This window comes from Lichenicola sp. GTC18331 (assembly GCF_055386855.1).
In genome coordinates, this window is record NZ_AP045015.1 from 647,296 (window position 1) to 665,214 (window position 17,919).

Below are 17,919 nucleotides of genomic sequence, written 5' to 3' on the forward strand. Positions count from 1 at the left end.
AGCACGCTCTTTTGGCAATCCCGGCCCAACAGTCAGGTTTCGTTACCCACGATCACAATCAGGCGATAGAAGCGCGCCCAGGAACACCCCCTCCTTGCGAAGGCGCATCGATCGACATGCTGACCCGAACCAGCCTTGCCGCTCTCCTGGCCACGACTGCCATGACCTGCTTCGCCACGATGGCTGTCGCGCAGACGACCGGACCGGCCACCGCCAGCTCGCGGGCCGCCGCTGCGGCCGCCGCCGCGACCAGCGAGAGCGTGACGGTCACCGGCCGCTCCAGCCGCACCACCTCTCCGGGTGCGGGCCTGATGCGTGTCGAAACGGCACCGAAGGCGGTGCAGACGATCACCCGCGACTTCATCGCCAAGCAGTCGCCGACCACCAACGCGCAGCAGCTTCTGCGCATGCTGCCGTCGACCAACGTGTCGGATGTCGATCCGTACGGCCTGTATTCGGGTTCGTCTCGCGTGCGCGGCCTCGACACCGCCGAGCAGGGTTATCTGCTGGACGGTGCGCCGCTGAACGATATCGGCGCTGGCCAGTTCTATTCCAATGAGGTTCTGGAAGCCGAAGATCTGGACAGCGTTTCGCTGCAACCGGGATCGACCAATCTCGACGCGCCAGTGGTGAGCGCCGCGGGCGGCATGGTCGAGGCGACCATGAAGACCCCGGCGATGCATTCCGGCGGCCTGTTCGACGTGACGTATGGTTCCTACAAGCTGAACCGCGAGTTCATCCGTCTCGACACCGGCCTGATCGGCAATAGCGGCATCCGTGCGATGTTCGCCTTCTCGCACACCCATGCCAACAACTGGCAGGGTCCGGGCGGCGCGGAGAAGAAGCACTTCGACTTCAAGATGGTGAAGGACTGGAGCAACGGCAGCCATGCCGGACTGACCGTGTCCTACAACGATCAGATCAACGACAGCTACAACAGCGGCGGCGTCACCCAGGCCAACTATTACAACCTGATCGAGAAAGGCAACAGCAACTCCTACGGAGCGACCTGGCTCGGCCCGAACACGATCACCGGCGCGAACAAGTCGGTCCTGTATTCACCGACCAACTTCTACAAGCTGCACCAGAACCCGTTCGCGAACGTGATCGCGGTGGCTCCGGTGCATATCGTGGTGAATTCGCGCGTGTCGGTCGACGACACCCCGTATTTCTGGCACGGCATCGGCAACGGCACCGGCGCGTCGGTGCTGACCGAAGGATCGACCTATTACGGCAGCCAGAAGGTCAATCTCGACCTGAACGGCGATGGCCGCATCAATCCTAAGACGACTGCTATCGCGCTGACGCCGTCGAACCAGGAGCAGTTCCGCCCCGGCAACACGATCAAGGCGAACGTCGCGGTCGACAAGCACAACACGATCACCGCCGGCTGGTGGTATGAATACTCCAACCTGCTGCAGTTCTCGCCGATCGGCCATGTGGACCAGCAGAACGGCATCGCCAACAACATCTGGGGCGTCGACAACAACTACATCCTGCCGAACGGCAAGCAGTACTACTCGCGCGACTACACGACCATCACTCAGGTCAACATGCTGTTCCTGGGCGACCACGCGAGCTATTTCGACGATCGCCTGCATGTGGATGCCGGCTTCAAGGAGACGATGGTCAGCCGCGCGCTCACCAACCGCATCCCCGGCACGACCTATGCCCGCAACGTCAACGTCGCCATCCCGCTGCCGCAGCTCGGCATCTCCTGGCAGTTCGATCCGCACAACCAGATCTACGTGAACGGCTCGACCAACTTCCGCGTGCCGAGCAACGTGTCGCTGGCCGACCAGATCAATAACAGCACCGGAAAGATTTCGCAGCGCGGCGGAAGCATCAAGTCGGAATACTCGATCTCCGAAGAAATCGGCTATCGCTACAACGGCCCGCTGATCGTCGGCTCGATCTCATTCTTCAACTACAACTTCACCAACCGTCAGATCTCGCTGAACTACTTCGAAGGCACGACGCCTTACAGCTCGACGGTGAACGCGGGTGGCCAGACCACGCGCGGCGTGGACATCCAGCTCTCCACCCGTCCGATCCTGTTCCACATCCGTCCGTACGCCACGTTCGAATATTTGGATGCGACGATCGACAACAACCTGTCGGCGACCGGCACGCTGGGCGGGAAGACCGTGAACGACTACCTGCCGACCACCGGCAAGCAGGCGATCGCCAGCCCGCATGTCCAGGCCAAGCTCGGTCTCGACTACGACGACGGCACGTTCTTCCTGGGCGCCGATCTGGATTATGTCGGTCAGCAGTACTCGACGTTCATGAACGACGAGAAGATGCCGGACTACATCACCAACAGCGTCTATGCCGGCTATCGCTTCCACAGCTTCGGCCGCTTCAAGGCGCCGCAGATCCAGATCAACTCCGGCAACCTCACCGGCGCCACCTACCGCACCGGCGTCTACACCGTGCAGAACAACGCCCAGCCGACCAAGGGCGTATTCGGCAGCACCATCGCCGGCAGCGCGCCGGCCTACTACCTGCAGCCGGGCTTCTATATCGCCGCCACCCTCTCGACGGCGTTCTGATCCCTGTCTTCGCGGCAGCCTGGAATGGCTGCCGCGTGCCAGCTGGCGCGATCGCTGCTATGGACGCGGTGATCGTCCAGCCAGAGGCACCATGAGTATCCTTCGCACGTCCCTGACCGTTCTTCTTGTCGGCGCCATGGGCATCGGCGCTGCCGAGGCGAGACCGGCTCCGCTCACCGACCTGCAGCAGGCGCAGGCCTTTCTGAAACAGAAGGCCTCCGAGCCGGGCGTGATCACCCTCCCCTCAGGGCTCGAATACAAGATCGAGGAATCGGGCGACAAGACGGGCCCGCATCCGACCGCCACCGACAGCGTCATGGTGAACTATGTCGGCAAGCTGTCCGACGGGGCGACGTTCGACGATTCCAAGGGGCAGATCGTCACGCTTCCGCTCGATCAGGTGATCAAGGGCTGGACCGAGGGCCTGCAGCTGATGCGTCCGGGCGATGTCTGGACGTTTTATGTTCCGCCCAATCTCGCCTATGGCGCCACGGGTGCGGGCCCGATCCCGCCGAATGCGGCGCTGGTGTTCCGGATCGAACTCGTGGCCGTGTCGGGACGCGGCTGAGCGGCTTAGGACAGCAAGAGTCTTCTTTTTCTGAAGAAAAAGAAGCAAAAAGACTTCTATCCGTTTGGTTATGGAATCGGTGTCTGCGGCCTGCTTAAACGGATAGAAGTTCTTTGGTTCTTTCTTTCAAGAAAGAACAATTTTCCTAGAAGAGGCGGGCCAGCAGGACGGCGCCCAGGCACAGGATCACCACGACGCTGAGCAGCCAGCGCAGCGGCAGATAGCCGCGCGGCATGTGGCCGTTGCGGCCTGCGCGCGTTTCCACCGCCGTCACCACCGCGAAGCCGAGCAGAAGCAGCACCAGGGCCAGACGCGACCGGTCTGTCAGCAGCAGGAGCAGGGCGGCCCAGCCGGCCAGGGCGGGCAGCACGCCGAGCGCCAGACGGGCGGCGGTGACGCGTCCGCGATGCGGCGAGATCACCGGATCATCCGCGAGGGCCAGACCCCAGTGCACGGCGCCGAGGAAGGACAGGATCACCGCGCCGTAGCCGACCACGCCGCCAACCAGACGCGGCACCGGCACGTCGGCGGGATAGAACAGGATCGCCACCGTTCCGGCGACGAACGGGATCAGGCCGCCCAGACCGAGCAGGATGGCGAGCAGCGGCAGGGTCCTCATGAGGCGAAACTCCGGCAAAAACGGTGACGAGACGCCAACGCGGGGCGAAAGCAGAGGTCGCATTCGCCCTGCCCACCTTGCGGAAAGCGCCCCGGGATGGTGCAACAGCGCGCCATCCCCTCGAAACCAAGAGAGTGCATCATGGGTGCCATCGCCGATATCGTCGCGCGCGAGATTCTGGACAGCCGCGGCAACCCGACCGTCGAGGTCGACGTGCTGCTGGCCTCGGGCGCCAAGGGCCGCGCCGCCGTGCCGTCCGGCGCGTCCACCGGCGCGCACGAAGCCTCCGAGTTGCGCGACAACGATGCCGGCCGCTACGGCGGCAAGGGCGTGAGCCAGGCGGTCGACTTCGTCGAGACCGAGATCCTGGAAGCGCTGGAAGGTGCGGAATCCACCGAGCAGGTGGCGATCGACCGCGCCATGATCGAGCTCGACGGCACGCCGAACAAGTCGCGCCTGGGCGCCAACGCCATCCTGGCGGTCTCGCTCGCCGTGGCCAAGGCGTCGGCCGAGGAGCTGGAGGTTCCGCTCTATCGCTATGTCGGCGGCGTCTATGCCCGCACCCTGCCCGTTCCGATGATGAACATCGTCAATGGCGGCCAGCATGCCGACAATCCGATCGACATCCAGGAATTCATGATCCAGCCCGTGGGCGCGCCGAGCATCGCCGACGCCGTGCGGATGGGTTCGGAGATCTTCGCCAAGCTGAAGAAGGGTTTGAAGGATGCCGGCCACAACACCAATGTCGGCGACGAGGGCGGTTTCGCGCCGAACCTGAAATCGGCCGACGAGGCGCTGACCTTCATCACCCGCGCCGTGGAAGCGGCCGGCTATCGTCCGGGCGACGACGTGACGTTCGCGCTCGACTGCGCCGCGACCGAGTTCCACAAGAACGGCCGCTACGAGCTGGAAGGCGAAGGCAAGTCGCTGGATAGCGAAGGCATGGTCCGCTACCTGGAGGAGCTTGCCAACCGCTACCCGATCGTCTCGATCGAGGACGGTCTGGACGAGGACGACTGGGACGGCTGGGCGCATCTGACCGCCGTTCTGGGCAACAAGCTGCAGCTCGTCGGCGACGACCTGTTCGTGACCAACCCGGAGCGTCTGGCGCGCGGCATCGCCGCCAAGACCGCCAACGCCATCCTGGTGAAGGTGAACCAGATCGGCACGCTGTCCGAGACGCTGGAAGCGGTCGAGATGGCGCATCGCGCCGGCTACAAGGCGGTGATGAGCCATCGTTCGGGCGAGACCGAGGACAGCACCATCGCCGACCTGGCCGTCGCCACCAATTGCGGCCAGATCAAGACCGGCTCTCTGTCGCGTTCCGACCGCACCGCGAAGTACAACCAGCTGATCCGCATCGAGGACGAGCTGGACAGTGCCGGCCGCTACGCCGGCCGCACCATCCTGCGCGGCTGACCGGATCGGGGGGCCGGAAACGGCTCCCCGTTTCTGTTGCCCGAGGGACACAGCGCGGCGTTTTCACGTCGCGCCGTGGTTCGTTATCTTTTCCGACACCCTTCTCGGGTTACGGTTGTTTCATCGACCGGTCCGGCAGGAGTTTCGATCCGATGAGTTTCGTGCGCGCGGTCAAACGCAAGGTGAAGGCCGTTCTGCCGCCGCTGCTGTTTCTGTCCCTGGTCGGGTATTTCGGCTGGAACGCCACCCAGGGCGATCACGGCCTGCGCACCTATCGCAACCAGCTCCAGCTCCTGAGCGAGGCCAATGCGGCCGAGGCTGCGGCGACCGCCGAGCAGGCGGCCTGGGCACAGCGTGTGTCGGGCCTGCGCGATCGCTCTCTGGATGCCGACACGCTGGACGAGCGCTCGCGGGCGATGTTGAACCTCGCCGAGCCGAACGAGCTGGTCGTGCCCTACGGGAAGAACAAGTTGTATTGAGAGGAGCCTTCTTTTTCTGAAGAAAAAGAAGCAAAAAGACTTTTGTCCGTTTGGGTTAGGCAGCAGCGCCGAATACGGAGCTAAACGGACAAAAGTTCTTTGGTTCTTTCTTCCAAGAAAGAACATTTGAGCGGCCGCACCATCTCTGGCGCGGCCGTTTCACGCTCCCGGCGTCGCCCGTAAGGCGGCCAGGGCGGCGGATTGTTCGCCTTCGATGGTGGCGGCGACGGCATGCACCACGGCGGCGATGCGGACGGCGGCCTGGACCTGCTCCGTGGTCAGGCCGTGTGCGCGCACGGTCTTCTCATGGCTTTCGATGCACATGCCGCAGCCGTTGATGGCGGAGACCGCCAGCGACCACAGCTCGAAATCGACCTTGTCGACGCCGGGCTTGCCGATGACGTTCATGCGCAGGCGGGCGGGCAGATTGCCGTACTCCCCGCCGGCCAGATGCACGAAGCGGTAGTAGATGTTGTTCATGCCCATGATGGAAGCGGCGGCCTTGGCGGCATCCAGCGCTTCCGGGCTAAGCTTGGGCGCGAACTCGGCCAGCACGGCCTGCGACACGATCTCGTTGCGCGAGGCCAGGGCGGAGGCGACGAAGGTGCCCGCGAGCTGCTGCTGGGTCAGCACGGTCTCGTTGGCGAGCGAGCCGAGATTGAGGCGGAGATCCTTGGCGTAGTCGGGGATCCGGCCTTTGAGCGATTCGATCGACATGCAGTCGTCTCCTGGCGGGGCGTTGAGGTGAAACGAACAAGGCGGGATGCGGTCGGAACCGCACCCCGCCCTGCCCGGAGATGCTGGGATCAGGCCGCCGGACGGAGGTGCTCTTCGCCCTTGTTCCAGTTGCAGGGGCACAGCTCGTCGCTCTGCAGCGCGTCGAGCACGCGCAGCACTTCCTGCGGGTTGCGGCCGACCGACAGGTCGTTCACCGCCGCGTAGCGGACGATGTTGTCCGGATCGACCAGGAAGGTGGCGCGCAGGGCCACGCCTTCCTCGCGGGACAGGACGCCCGTGGCCTGCGCCAGCTCGCGCTTGATGTCGGCCAGCATCGGGATCTCCAGCGTGCGGAGATCGTCGTGGTGCAGACGCCAGTTCAGGTGCACGAACTCGCTGTCGGTAGAAACGCCGTAGACCACGGTGTCGCGATCCGCGAACTCGCTGTTCAGCTTGCCGAACGCGACGATCTCGGTCGGGCAGACGAAGGTGAAGTCCTTCGGCCAGAAGAACACCAGCTTCCACTTTCCGGCATCGGACTGGTCGGTGATCTCGGTGAAGGCCGTCGTCAGGTCGATGCCGGCCGGGCCGCCCTTGACCGCCGCGAGCTTGAAGGAGGGGAAGGTGTCGCCGACTGTCAGCATGGAAGGCTCCTGTTGGGCTGGAGAATCAAGGGCCGGCTCGCACCGGCGCACGCCCGGAAATTGGTGCATCGCGTCAATTTGGTCCAATGAAGAGTTTCACTGGCCCTGATCGATCCGCTTCATGATCCTGCCGACGCCGCAGCAGCTCCGTTACCTCGTCAGCCTGGCCGAACAGCGCCATTTCGGGCGGGCGGCCGAGGCGTGCGGGGTGACGCAATCGACCTTGTCGGCTGGCATCCTGGCGCTGGAGCGGCAGATGGGGGCGGTGCTGCTGGACCGGACGGCGGGGCGGAAGCCGGTGTTCACCCCGGTCGGGCGCGAGGTCACGGAACGGGCCAGGACGGCCTTGTCGGCGCTGGAAGCGGTGGCGGAAGCGGCGGCGGCGGCGAGCGAGCCGATGTCCGGCGTTCTGCGCATGGGCATCATTCCGACCCTGGCGCCGTTCGTTCTGCCGCGTCTGTTGCCTGCAATACGGCAGGAATTCCCGCGCCTGCGCCTGAAGCTGAACGAGGACGTGACCGGGAAGCTCTGCGCCAAGCTGGCCGCGGGCGCGCTCGATCTGCTGCTGATCGCCCTGCCCTCGGAATGCGACGGGCTGGATACGCGCGTGGTCGGGCGCGATCCGCTGCTGGCGGCCGTGCCTGCCGGGCATGCGCTGTCGAGCGGGCCGATCGGTCTGGCCGATCTGGAGCATCACCAGATGCTTCTGCTGGAGGACGGCCATTGCCTGCGCGACCAGGTGCTGGATGCGTGCCGGCAATCGGGGAGCTGGCGCGAGGACGCGACCACCGGGCCGTTCGCGGCGACGAGCCTGCAGACGCTGGTTCAGCTGGTCGAGAACGGATTCGGCGTGACTCTGCTGCCGCGGATCGCCGTGGAGGCGGGGCTCGTGTCCGGCGATCGCGTGGTGGTGCGTCCGCTGGGCGGAGAGCCTGTGTATCGTACGATCGGGCTGGCCTGGAGGCCGCGTTCGCCGCGCGAAAACGACTTCAGCGCGATCGCGACCCTTCTGCAGGATCGCCTGTCGCGCTGAAAGTCGGCGCCGTCCGGCTGTATGGCCGTCGGCGCGGAGAGGAACGGGAAGCCGTTCTTATTTGATCTTGGCTTCGCGGTATTCGACGTGCTTGCGCGCCACGGGATCGTATTTGCGCAGCGACAGCTTGCCGGTCTGCGCGCGCGCGTTCTTCTTGGTGACGTAGAAATGGCCGGTTTCCGCGGAAGAAACGAGCTTGATCTGGATGGTGTTGGTCTTCGCCATGGGGTCCTCGACTGATGCTAGCCGCCGCCGTCGCGGTGGCTCCTGGACCGGCCGATGAGCACGGTCGGGAGAAGCACGGGTCGCAGCTTTGGTTCAAGGGGGCGGAAAATGCGCATGACGGCCCCGGAGGTCAAGCGTCTTCGCTTCCGGAGTGGTTTTTCCGGCCGGATTCACGGCGTTCCGGCGGTCGTTCCGGCGAGCGGATGCCCGTGCTTGACGCGAAACGGGGAACCAATATAGAACATCGGGCGGTGTTGCCGCTTTGTTCCGAGCATGGGCTCCCGACGGAAGCGGCATCGCGGATACAGGAGACACCGGTCGATGCTCACACGCAAGCAGCACGAGTTGCTGAGCTTCATCGACTCCCATCTCCGCGCCACCGGATTCTCGCCCTCCTTCGACGAGATGAAGGACGCGCTCAATCTGCGGTCCAAATCCGGCATCCATCGCCTGATCTCGGCGCTCGAGGAGCGCGGCTTCCTGAGCCGGCGCCACCATCGTGCCCGCGCGCTGGAAGTGCTGCGCATGCCCGAGCAGGTCGGCGCGCCATCCGTTCCCGCGGTCGAGGCGGCGTCGGCCACCGAACAGGCGATCCAGGACGAGCTGGCGCATTTCGCGCCCAACGTGATCAAGGGCGATTTCGGCAGCCGCCTTCCCGGCGTCCGCGCCGCCGCCGATGCCGGCGCCGTGCAGTTGCCGCTCTACGGCCGCATCGCCGCCGGCCTGCCGATCGAGGCGCTGCGGGATACCGGCGCGCATGTGGAGGTGCCTCTGGCGCTGATCGGCAGCGGCGAGCACTACGCGCTCGAAGTGGCCGGCGATTCCATGATCGAGGCCGGCATTCTCGACGGTGACACCGCGATCATCCGGCGGGAGGATTCCGCGGAGAACGGCCAGATCGTGGTGGCCTTGATCGACGATGGCGAGGTGACGCTGAAGCGGCTGCGCCGTCGCGGCAGCGCTGTGGCGCTGGAGCCGGCGAATGCGCGCTACGAGACCAAGATCGTGCCGTCCGACCGCGTGCGTGTGCAGGGACGTCTCGTGGGTCTGCTGCGGCGCTATTGAGAACGGTCCTGTCCGCTGATCGGTGTCAAATCATGTCCGATTCGGCACCGACATTAATTTGTCATTAATCTTGTGGCGATCTGTGGCTAGGCTTTTCGGGAATCGTCTCGATTTCCCGACCAAAAAGGTTCAGCCATGGCCGACGGCCTCGTCATCAACGAGTTCATGTTCAATCCCTCGATTTCGGGAGACCCGGACGAGTTCATTGAGGTGCGTGGCGCGGCGCTGACCGATTACAGTCGGTATTCGCTGGTCGTGGTGGATGGCGACGGCAATGCCGCCGGCAACGTGGACAACGTGTTCCAGCTCGGCACCACCGATGCGGCGGGCTACTGGGTCACGCCGTTCATGAGCAACATGCTGCAGAACGGCAGCCAGACCCTGTTGCTGGTGCTGGACTACAAGCCCGGCGCCAAGGATCTGGACACGAGCAACGGCGGCAGCTTCACCAGCACGCCCTGGTCGGCGATCGTCGATTCCGTCGCGGTCTATGACGGCGACAAGGGCGACAAGATCTATGCCGGCGCGCCGGTTCTGTCCGGCGCCGCGGCGCTCGGCGCCTCGCGCATTCCGGACGGTGTCGACACCGATCAGCCGGGCGACTGGGTGGCCAACGACCCTGCCCTGTCCGGCATTTCGCCCTATGGCGACACCGCCGCCACAGGCACGGTGCTGAACACGCCCGGCGCCGCCAACAGCGCGCCGGCCGCCGTCACGCCGCCGGTGGTGACGATCCAGACGCTGATCGGATCGAGCTACGCCGCGAACGCCGCCTACGTGAACACGAGCGTGACAACCACCGGCGTGGTGACGGCGGTCGATACCACCGGGGCGATCGGCTACTACATCCAGCAGACCAGCCGGGACGGGTCCACCGTCGGCAGCGACGCGATCTTCGTGTTCGCGCAGAAGGGTTCGACCCTGCCGACAATCGGCCAGACCGTGAGCGTCACCGGCAAGCTCGTGAACTACAACGGCAGCAGCACCGTGCTGGCGACGCCAGAGCTGAACGAGACCGGGCACAGCATTCTCGATGCCGGAACGACCAGCATCGCCCCCACCGTGATCGGGATCGGCGGGCTGATGGTGCCGCACGACGCCTATGTGGTGACGGACGCCAACGCGGCGGCCAACCTGAACAATTCGACCGCGACGCTGCGGCCGACGGTGAATGCGCTCGACTTCTATCGCAGCCTGCAGGGCCAGCTGGTGACGCTGCACAACGTGTCCGTGGTGGGCGCCACCGCCAGCAACGCCACCTGGGTGGTGCCGGATGGCGGTGCGGGCCTGCTCGATCCGCGCGGCGGGCTGATCCAGACCGCCGACAATGTGAACACCCAGCGCATCGAGATCTATTTCGACAGCGGCATCACGCCGGGCAATGCGCCGTCCGCCGTAGTGGGCGACAGTTTCGGCGACGTGACGGGCGTCCTGTCCTACTACAACGGCGTGTTCGAGCTGCTGCCGACGGCGGCGCTGACGGTGACGCATCCGGCGTCGGGGGTTCTGCCGCAGCAGAGCACCAGCTACGCCAAGGACGCCACGCATCTGCTGGTGGCAGACTACAACATCGAGAACTTCAACAGCCTGCTGCCGGCCAATGCGGCGCGGCTGAGCCAGCTCGCGCAGATCATCGTCCACAACCTGAACGCGCCGGACATCCTGGCCCTGCAGGAGATCCAGGACGACAGCGGCACCACCAATGACGGCACGGTGACGGCCGCGCAGAACATCCAGGGCATCATCAGGGCGATCGCCGATGCCGGCGGTCCGACCTATTCCTATGCCGAGGTCGATCCCGCCGACGGCACCCAGGGCGGCGTGGCAGGCGGCAACATCCGCAACGTGTTCCTCTACGATGCCAGCCGCACCCAGCTCGCCGCGCCGGTGAAGGCGATCGGCACCGAGGAGCTGAGCGGCGTGTTCAAGAACACCCGCCTGCCCCTGGTCGGCACCTTCACCTTCAACGGCCAGACCGTGACGCTGGTGAACGTGCACAACTCGTCCCAGGCGGGCAGCTCGGAGCTGTACGGCGCGGCCCAGCCGCCGATCAACCATGGCGGCACCACGGCGACGGCGAACAACCGCATCGCCCAGGCGCAGTACATCACCAACTACGTCAACGGGCTGCAGCAGAACGATCCGAACGCGAAGATCGGCATTCTGGGCGACTTCAACGACACCGACGGCAGCCCCGCGCAGCAGGTCTATGCCAATGGCGGGTTGCAGGACCTGAACACCAAGGAGGCGGCGGATTCGCGCTACACCTATGTGTTCGAGGGCAACAGCGAGTCTCTGGACCACACCATCGGCACGGCCAGCTTCTTCGATGCCGGCCAGTTCAGCACGGTGCATCTGAACGCCGAGTATCAGGACGCGGTGCGGGAAAGCGATCACGACCCATCCCTGACCCTGCTGGAGCTGACCTGCTTCCTGGCCGGGACGCTGATCCGCACGCCGGATGGCGACGTGGCGGTGGAGATGCTGTCCGTGGGCGATCTGGTTCTGACCGCGTCGGGGGCGGCGCGGCCTTTGCGCTGGATCGGTCATCGGCACATCGATCTGAAGCGTGCCGCCGATCCGGAAGGGCTGCGTCCGGTGCGGGTGGCGGCGGATGCGGTCGCGCCGGGTCTGCCGGAGCGCGATCTGCTGGTGACGCCGGAGCATTGCCTGTTCCTGGCGGGCGGGCTGATCCCGGTGCGGATGCTGGTGAATAGCGGCTCGATCGCCCCGGTGGAGATGCGGCGTTTCACCGTGTTCCATCTCGAGCTGGACACCCACGACATCCTGCTGGCCGAGGGCCTGCCGTGCGAGAGCTATCTCGACACCGGCAACCGGCACAATTTCGCCGGCGGCACGGCGATGACGCTGCATCCGTGCTTCGACGGCGACCGCTCGGGCGCGATCATGGCGGCTCCGCTTCTGGTGGCGCGCGACGTGGTGGAGCCGGTCTGGCGCGGGCTGGCGGAACGGTCTCTGGCTTTGGGCTTCGCCCCGGCGCCGGCTTTGGCGTTCGAGACCGACCACGGGCTGGAGATCGCCCTGCCCTGCGACACGGTGCTGGCGGTCGAGCGCGGCGATGCGGGCGAGATGGCCGTGACGCTGCCGGAGGGCGCACGCACGCTGGTGCTAAGGTCGCGCGCGGCGTCGCCCGCGGAGATGGACGGGCCGTTTGTGGACGACCGTCGCCGTCTCGGCGTGGCGGTGTCGTCTGTGGCGATCGGCGGAACGGTGCTCGATCTGACCGATCCCGCGCTGACTGGTGCTGGCTGGCACGGGCTGGAAAGCGAAGGTGCGCTGCGCTGGCGCTGGACCGACGGAGCGGCGACGCTGCATCTGCCGGAAGGCTGCGACGGCGGGCGTCTGGTGATCCGGTTGCAGGGCAGCTTCCGGTATCCGCTGGCGGCCTGACGGCGGCTCAGTCCGGCAGGATGTCTGCGCCGGGGATCAGCCCGGCGCAGCGTGCGACCGCGTCCGGGCCGGGATCGTCCATCCAGGGCAGCTCGGCCAGGACGCGCACCTTTCCGTGCCGCTCGATGGCGGCGCGGTTTCCGGCTGAAGGCGGGCCGTTCAGGATCACGCCGAGCACGGGGATGCCGCGCGCGCGCAGGGCCTGGAGGCTGAGCAGCGTGTGATTGATGGTGCCGAGCGTGGAGCGGGCGACCAGCACCACGGGCAGGGACAGCCGGGCGATCAGGGCGGCGGTGAGGGTGTATCCGTCGAGCGGGACCAGCACGCCGCCCGCGCCTTCGACCACCAGCACGCCGTCTCCGTGCGGGAGCGAAAGCGTGTCCGGGTCGAAACGGATGCCTTCCCGCGCCGCGGCGTCTTCCGGCGAGAGCGGCGCGCGCAGGGCGAGCGCGGGCGGATGGGTCCGCTCGGCGGCGCACAGGCTGAGCGCCTGCACCGTGGCAGTGTCGCCGGGGTCTGAGTCGAGCCCGGTCTGCATCGGCTTCCAGTATTCGGCGTTCCAGGCGCGGACGAGGCAGGCGGACACGAAGGTCTTGCCGATCTCGGTATCGGTGCCGGTGACGAACACGCCGCGTCGCAGTGGGCGGCGGTGGCGTCCGTAGCCGACGCGGTAATCGGCCACGGCGCCGTCGTGTTCGAAGCGTCGGAGAACGCGTCGCAGCGTCCCCGCGCCGAGCGGGCGGCGGTCGGTGCGGCCGAGATCGGCGCCGATGCCGCGTAGGCCGCGCAGGAAGGCGAGACCGGAGCCGCAGGGGATCGCGACGGTCTGCGCGTCCCAGGCGAGCAGCGGGCCGAGTGCGGCGTCGTCGTGGAACACGGGCGAGCGGGGTTCGACCGCTTCGGCGTGGTGTGCGGCGGTCCATCGGCCGAGGCTGCCGCGCAAGAGCGTGGCGAGATAGAGCGTGCCGCCGGGACGCAGCAGCGCGGCGAGACGGGCGCAGGCGACGGCCGGGTCTGCGAACCATTGCAGGGCGAGCGAGGAGCAGACCAGGTCGAAGCCGGGGGCGACGGAAGGGTGCTGCCCGTCGGTGGCGGCGAGCACGAGGTTCGGATCGTCCGGCATGGCGCGACGGCAGGAGTCGAGCATGGACGGGGCGAGATCGGTGGCGACGATCAGCGCGTCCGGGAAGGCGTCGCGCAGGGCGCGCGTCAGCAGGCCGGTGCCGCAGCCGATCTCGAGGATACGGGCGGGCGGGGTCGGGTGGTCGCGCCGGATGCGGGCGGCGAGTTCGGCGGCGACGAGACGTTGCAGCACGGCGTCGCGCTCGTAGCCGGCAGCGGCGTTGCCGAAACGGCGGGCGATCGCGTCGGCGGGGTTCAGCATGGGAATCGCGCGATCATCTCGGCGCACCAGTCTGGCCGGGTGATGGGCAGGAGGTGGCCGCCGGTTTCTGTCCAGCGCAGCGTGGCGGCCGGGAAGAGGGCGCGCGTGTGGGCCGGGGTGGCGATGGGGTCGTCTTCGGCGGCGAGGGCCAGGAGGGGGAGCGTGCCGTCGGCGAAAAGACGGGCGGCGGTGGCGCGGAGGTCTCGGTTGCGCAGCGCGTCGAGACCGGCGGCGAGACGCGACGGGGCCGGCTTGTCCGTGGCGGGTTCGGCGCTGCAGCGCCGTCGGAAGGCGTCCAGGGTCGGGCCGGGCGCGGCGTCGAGGTCGCGCGCCATGCGGGCGAGGATGCGATCGGGCACGCCGGGCAGATCGGGCGCGGCGGCGAAGCGCGGAAAGCCGGCGATGGAAACCAGACCGGCGCAAGAATCCGGCCAGCGTTCGAGCAGGGCCAGAACGCCGGCGGAATGGCCGACGGCGATCGTGCCGGCGGGCACCTCTGGCCAGCATGGTTCTGCGCCGAGATAGCCGGCCTCGGCGCGGAGGATCGGGCGGTCCGGCAGCAGGGCGGCGAGTGCGTCCCAGATGGCGGCATCGAAGCCCCAGCCATGCACCAGCAGAAGCGGCGCGTTCATCGGCACGACATCGCGGCGATGGCCGCGTGGGCGATTTGGTCGCATTGCGCATCCGTATGCGCGGCGCTGAGGGCCAGGCGGATGCGGCTGCCGTTGGGCGGCACGGTGGGCGGGCGGATGGCGATGCCGAGCACGCCCTGCGCGCGCAGGGCGTCGGCGACGCGGAGCGAGTCTTCGGCGCCGCCGATCAGCATCGGCACGATCTGGGTGGAGGAGGCTCCGGTGTCGATCCCGGCATCGGCGAGGCGCGTGCGCAGGGTGGCGGCGTTGGACTGAAGGCGCGCGCGGTCGGCGTCCAGGCTCGGCATCAGGTCGAGTGCCGCGTCGATCGCGCCGAGAACCGGCGGCGGCAGCGCGGTGGTATGCACGAAGCCGGAACAGGCGTTCAGCAGCCAGTCGCACAGGACGCGCGAACCGGCGACATAGGCGCCGAAGCCGCCGAACGCCTTGCTGAGCGTGCCCATGGCGAGATCGACGCCGCCCGCCTCCCCGGCCAGCCCGGCGCCGTTGGGGCCAAGCACGCCGGTGGCGTGGGCTTCGTCGACATAAAGAAAGGCGTCGTGCCGGTCGGCGATGCGGCGCAGGCGCGGCAGGTCGGCGCGGTCGCCATCCATGCTGAACACGCTTTCGGTGACGATGAAGCGCGGGCCCGGCTCGGCGTCGGTGCGGTCGAGAAGCTGCTCGAGATGATTGAGATCGTTGTGACGGAAGCGGTTCTGGCGCAGGCCACTGGCCTGGATACCGTGATGCAGGCTGGCATGGATGAGCCGGTCGGCGAACAGCACCGGTTTGGCCGGAGCGCAGGCGGCGAGCAGCACGGGCAGCACGGCGGCGTTGAGCTGCCAGCCGGAGGCGAACAGCAGGGCGGCCTCGGTGTTTTTGAAGCGGGCAATCTTCGTTTCGACCTGACGGTGCAGGTCGAAGGTGCCGGTGACGAGTCGGGAGGCGCCGGCGCCGGCGCCGTAGCGTGCGGCCCAGTCCGCGGCGCGCTCGGCCAGTTCGGTACGGTGCGCCAGGCCGAGATAATCGTTGCCGGAGGCGTTGATCAGCTTCTGGCCGTCGCGCAGCACGGTGCCGGGGGCGGGCGTGACCGGGACGACATGACGGCGCATGCCGCGCTTCGACAGCTCTGCAAGGCGCTCGGAGAAGAGTGGGTCGAACCGCGACATGCGGGAGGCATGCCAAAGCGCCGCCCCTGCGGTCAATCGGCGGGGGCTCGACCCAGGGCGCCGCGCGGGTGCATCACCCGGGGCATGAGCGTTTCTCCAGCCGCCGGCCGTCTCTGGCTTCCCTATGCGCAGATGCGGACCGCGCCCGACCCTCTGGTCGCGCGCTGGACCGAGGGGGCGCGGATCGGGCTGGCGGACGGGCGGGTGCTGATCGACGGCATCGCGAGCTGGTGGACCGCCTGCCATGGCTACAACCATCCGCATATTTGCGACGCGGTGTCGGCGCAGCTTGCGCGGATGCCGCATGTGATGCTGGGCGGGCTGGTGCACGAGCCGGCGCTCAAACTCGCCGAGCGTCTGGCTGCGCTGCTGCCGGGTGATCTGGGGCGGGTGTTCTTTGCCGAGAGCGGATCGGTATCGGTCGAGGTCGCCATCAAGATGGCGGTGCAGTACTGGCTCAATCGCGGGGTGCGCGGACGGAGCAAGCTGATCGCGTTTCGCGGCGGCTATCATGGCGACACGCTGGCGACCATGGCGGTGTGCGACCCGGACGAGGGCATGCACAGCCTGTTTTCCGGGGTCCTGCCGCAGCACCATATCGTCGATCTGCCGCGCGACGCGGCGAGCGAGGCGGCGCTGGACGGGCTGCTGGCGGCGCGCGGCCACGAGGTGGCGGCGATCCTGGCCGAGCCTCTGGTGCAGGGTGCGGGCGGCATGGTGTTCCATGACGCGGAGGTGCTGCGCACCTTGCGTCGTCTGGCCGACAAGCACGGCGTCCTGCTGATCCTGGACGAGATCTTCACCGGGTTCGGCCGCACCGGCACGATGTTCGCGTGCGAGGCGGCGGGGATCGTGCCGGACATCGTGACGCTGTCGAAGGCGCTGACCGGCGGCACGATGGCGCTGTCGGCCGCCGTGGCACGGGAGGCGGTGTTCGAGGCGTTCCTGGGCGACGATCCGATGCGGGCGCTGATGCACGGGCCGACCTTCATGGGCAATCCCCTCGCCTGCGCCGCCGCCAACGCCTCGCTCGATCTGTTCGAGCGCGAGGACCGTCTGGCGCAGGTGGCGGCGATCGAGGCGCAGCTCCGGGCGGAGCTGGAGCCGTGCCGCGCCCTGCCCGGCGTGCGCGACGTGCGCGTGCGCGGTGCGATCGGGGTGGTGCAGCTGGACCGGTTTCCCGCGCTGACGCCGTTGAAGCAGGCGCTGGCGGCGGAAGGGGTCTGGATCAGGCCGTTCCGCGACATCGTGTATCTGACGCCGTGCTTCACCATCGCGGAGTCGGAGCTGTCGGTGCTGACCGGGGCGATCCGCCGGGTTCTGCGCGACGCGGGCTGAGCCGGCGGGGAAACGGCCCCCGCCTCCAGGGGGCTCTGCGTCAGTGCACCATGCGGGCATGGGCCAGGGAGACGACCTTGCCGGCGGTGTCGATCGGGGCGAAGCCGTAGCCGCCGGCGCGGAACTGCAGCACCACGCGCAGCGCGCAGTCGAGAGCCAGCAGGGTGGCGCGCTCGTTGGCCATGTCGCGCAGCACGGCTTCCGCCTCGTCTGCCTTGTCCTCGCCGAGCAGGTCGAACAGGGCGAGAAGCTGCGTCTCGTCCGGCGACACGGCGGTCTGGCAGGTGCAGTTCACCTGCAGGCTGCGTGTGAGGCCCTGGCTGAGCACCCAGAGGAAGCCTTCCAGCGGATGCGAGGCGTCGGCCACGCCGATATGGCGGAACACGGATTCGATCTTGGCGCCCATGTCCTCGCCGAGGCGGCGGCCCAGCACCCAGGTGCGGATCGCCCAGAGCAGCGACTGGTCCATGCGGGGAAGATCGGTCAGCTCGAGTTCGGTGCGCGGCGTGATGGACATGGGAGGAACTCCTGTCTCCGTCGCTCGGGAGGAGCGGCACTACGCGGAGCCTATATGAGAATGGTTCTCATCCGCAATGCAGAAGAATGAACATTCCGCAATCGGATCGTGCGGCGGTAGACGCGTTTTGAAACGGTCGCTATC

The 17,919-nt window shown here is 67.2% G+C and carries 16 protein-coding genes; 8 read left to right on the plus strand and 8 right to left on the minus strand.

What is annotated here, in order from left to right; translation table 11 throughout:
* The first annotated feature begins 116 nt into the window (after positions 1-116).
* Both ACZ5BM_RS03070 and ACZ5BM_RS03075 read left to right on the plus strand, forming a co-directional pair.
* On the plus strand, positions 117-2,555 hold the full coding sequence (locus ACZ5BM_RS03070; protein ID WP_498909886.1) for a TonB-dependent receptor: 2,439 nt from the start codon (positions 117-119) through the stop codon (positions 2,553-2,555).
* A gap of 91 nt (positions 2,556-2,646) precedes the next feature.
* Complete coding sequence (locus ACZ5BM_RS03075; protein ID WP_498909887.1) at positions 2,647-3,123, plus strand: FKBP-type peptidyl-prolyl cis-trans isomerase; 477 nt, start codon at positions 2,647-2,649, stop codon at positions 3,121-3,123.
* A 145-nt stretch (positions 3,124-3,268) separates the two neighbouring features.
* Here ACZ5BM_RS03075 and ACZ5BM_RS03080 read toward each other — a convergent pair whose 3' ends face one another.
* On the minus strand, positions 3,269-3,742 hold the full coding sequence (locus ACZ5BM_RS03080) for a DUF3429 domain-containing protein (RefSeq protein WP_498909888.1): 474 nt from the start codon (positions 3,740-3,742) through the stop codon (positions 3,269-3,271).
* 141 nt (positions 3,743-3,883) lie between these two features.
* Here ACZ5BM_RS03080 and eno point away from each other — a divergent pair, with 141 nt between their 5' ends.
* Together eno and ACZ5BM_RS03090 are read left to right on the plus strand one after the other, a co-directional pair.
* Positions 3,884-5,161, plus strand: a complete 1,278-nt coding sequence (gene eno / locus ACZ5BM_RS03085) for a phosphopyruvate hydratase (RefSeq protein ID WP_498909889.1) — start codon at positions 3,884-3,886, stop codon at positions 5,159-5,161.
* Positions 5,162-5,313: 152 nt separating this feature from the next.
* On the plus strand, positions 5,314-5,640 hold the full coding sequence (locus ACZ5BM_RS03090) for an FtsB family cell division protein (RefSeq protein WP_498909890.1): 327 nt from the start codon (positions 5,314-5,316) through the stop codon (positions 5,638-5,640).
* Positions 5,641-5,799: 159 nt separating this feature from the next.
* Here the strand turns inward: ACZ5BM_RS03090 and ahpD are convergent, their stop codons facing one another.
* Together ahpD and ACZ5BM_RS03100 are read right to left on the minus strand one after the other, a co-directional pair.
* Positions 5,800-6,357: an alkylhydroperoxidase, AhpD family gene (ahpD, locus tag ACZ5BM_RS03095; RefSeq protein WP_498909891.1), complete on the minus strand. Its 558-nt coding sequence runs from the start codon at positions 6,355-6,357 to the stop codon at positions 5,800-5,802.
* 89 nt (positions 6,358-6,446) lie between these two features.
* The gene (locus ACZ5BM_RS03100) at positions 6,447-7,001 is read right to left on the minus strand and encodes a peroxiredoxin (RefSeq protein ID WP_498909892.1); all 555 of its coding nucleotides are present in this window, start codon (positions 6,999-7,001) and stop codon (positions 6,447-6,449) included.
* A gap of 121 nt (positions 7,002-7,122) precedes the next feature.
* Here ACZ5BM_RS03100 and ACZ5BM_RS03105 point away from each other — a divergent pair, with 121 nt between their 5' ends.
* Positions 7,123-8,034, plus strand: a complete 912-nt coding sequence (locus ACZ5BM_RS03105) for a hydrogen peroxide-inducible genes activator (protein ID WP_498909893.1) — start codon at positions 7,123-7,125, stop codon at positions 8,032-8,034.
* Positions 8,035-8,091: 57 nt separating this feature from the next.
* On the opposite strand, the gene rpmG is transcribed toward ACZ5BM_RS03105, so the two are convergent.
* On the minus strand, positions 8,092-8,259 hold the full coding sequence (gene rpmG / locus ACZ5BM_RS03110; protein WP_422862731.1) for a 50S ribosomal protein L33: 168 nt from the start codon (positions 8,257-8,259) through the stop codon (positions 8,092-8,094).
* 321 nt (positions 8,260-8,580) lie between these two features.
* On the opposite strand from rpmG, the gene lexA reads away from it, so the two are divergent.
* Both lexA and ACZ5BM_RS03120 read left to right on the plus strand, forming a co-directional pair.
* Positions 8,581-9,324 carry a LexA family protein gene (gene lexA / locus ACZ5BM_RS03115; RefSeq protein ID WP_498909894.1) on the plus strand — a complete coding sequence of 248 codons (744 nt, stop codon included), beginning with the start codon at positions 8,581-8,583 and terminating at the stop codon, positions 9,322-9,324.
* A 135-nt stretch (positions 9,325-9,459) separates the two neighbouring features.
* Entirely contained in the window at positions 9,460-12,735 is a 3,276-nt protein-coding gene (locus ACZ5BM_RS03120; RefSeq protein WP_498909895.1) for a Hint domain-containing protein, read from the plus strand.
* 7 nt (positions 12,736-12,742) lie between these two features.
* On the opposite strand, the gene bioD is transcribed toward ACZ5BM_RS03120, so the two are convergent.
* From bioD to ACZ5BM_RS03135, 3 genes are read right to left on the minus strand one after another with little or no spacing between them, the layout of a single operon-like run.
* The gene (gene bioD, locus ACZ5BM_RS03125) at positions 12,743-14,119 is read right to left on the minus strand and encodes a dethiobiotin synthase (RefSeq protein WP_498909896.1); all 1,377 of its coding nucleotides are present in this window, start codon (positions 14,117-14,119) and stop codon (positions 12,743-12,745) included.
* Positions 14,113-14,751 carry an alpha/beta fold hydrolase gene (locus tag ACZ5BM_RS03130; RefSeq protein ID WP_498909897.1) on the minus strand — a complete coding sequence of 213 codons (639 nt, stop codon included), beginning with the start codon at positions 14,749-14,751 and terminating at the stop codon, positions 14,113-14,115. The genes bioD and ACZ5BM_RS03130 overlap by 7 nt, the downstream gene beginning before the upstream one ends.
* Positions 14,748-15,920, minus strand: a complete 1,173-nt coding sequence (locus ACZ5BM_RS03135) for an aminotransferase class I/II-fold pyridoxal phosphate-dependent enzyme (protein WP_498909898.1) — start codon at positions 15,918-15,920, stop codon at positions 14,748-14,750. Before ACZ5BM_RS03135 ends, ACZ5BM_RS03130 begins: the two co-directional genes overlap by 4 nt.
* Before the next feature lie 84 nt (positions 15,921-16,004).
* Between ACZ5BM_RS03135 and ACZ5BM_RS03140 the strand changes: the two genes are divergently transcribed.
* Positions 16,005-17,258, plus strand: coding sequence for an adenosylmethionine--8-amino-7-oxononanoate transaminase (locus ACZ5BM_RS03140; protein WP_498909899.1), 1,254 nt, complete (start codon positions 16,005-16,007; stop codon positions 17,256-17,258).
* Between the two features lie 40 nt (positions 17,259-17,298).
* Here ACZ5BM_RS03140 and ACZ5BM_RS03145 read toward each other — a convergent pair whose 3' ends face one another.
* Complete coding sequence (locus tag ACZ5BM_RS03145; RefSeq protein ID WP_498909900.1) at positions 17,299-17,775, minus strand: hypothetical protein; 477 nt, start codon at positions 17,773-17,775, stop codon at positions 17,299-17,301.
* Between the last annotated feature and the right edge of the window lie 144 nt (positions 17,776-17,919).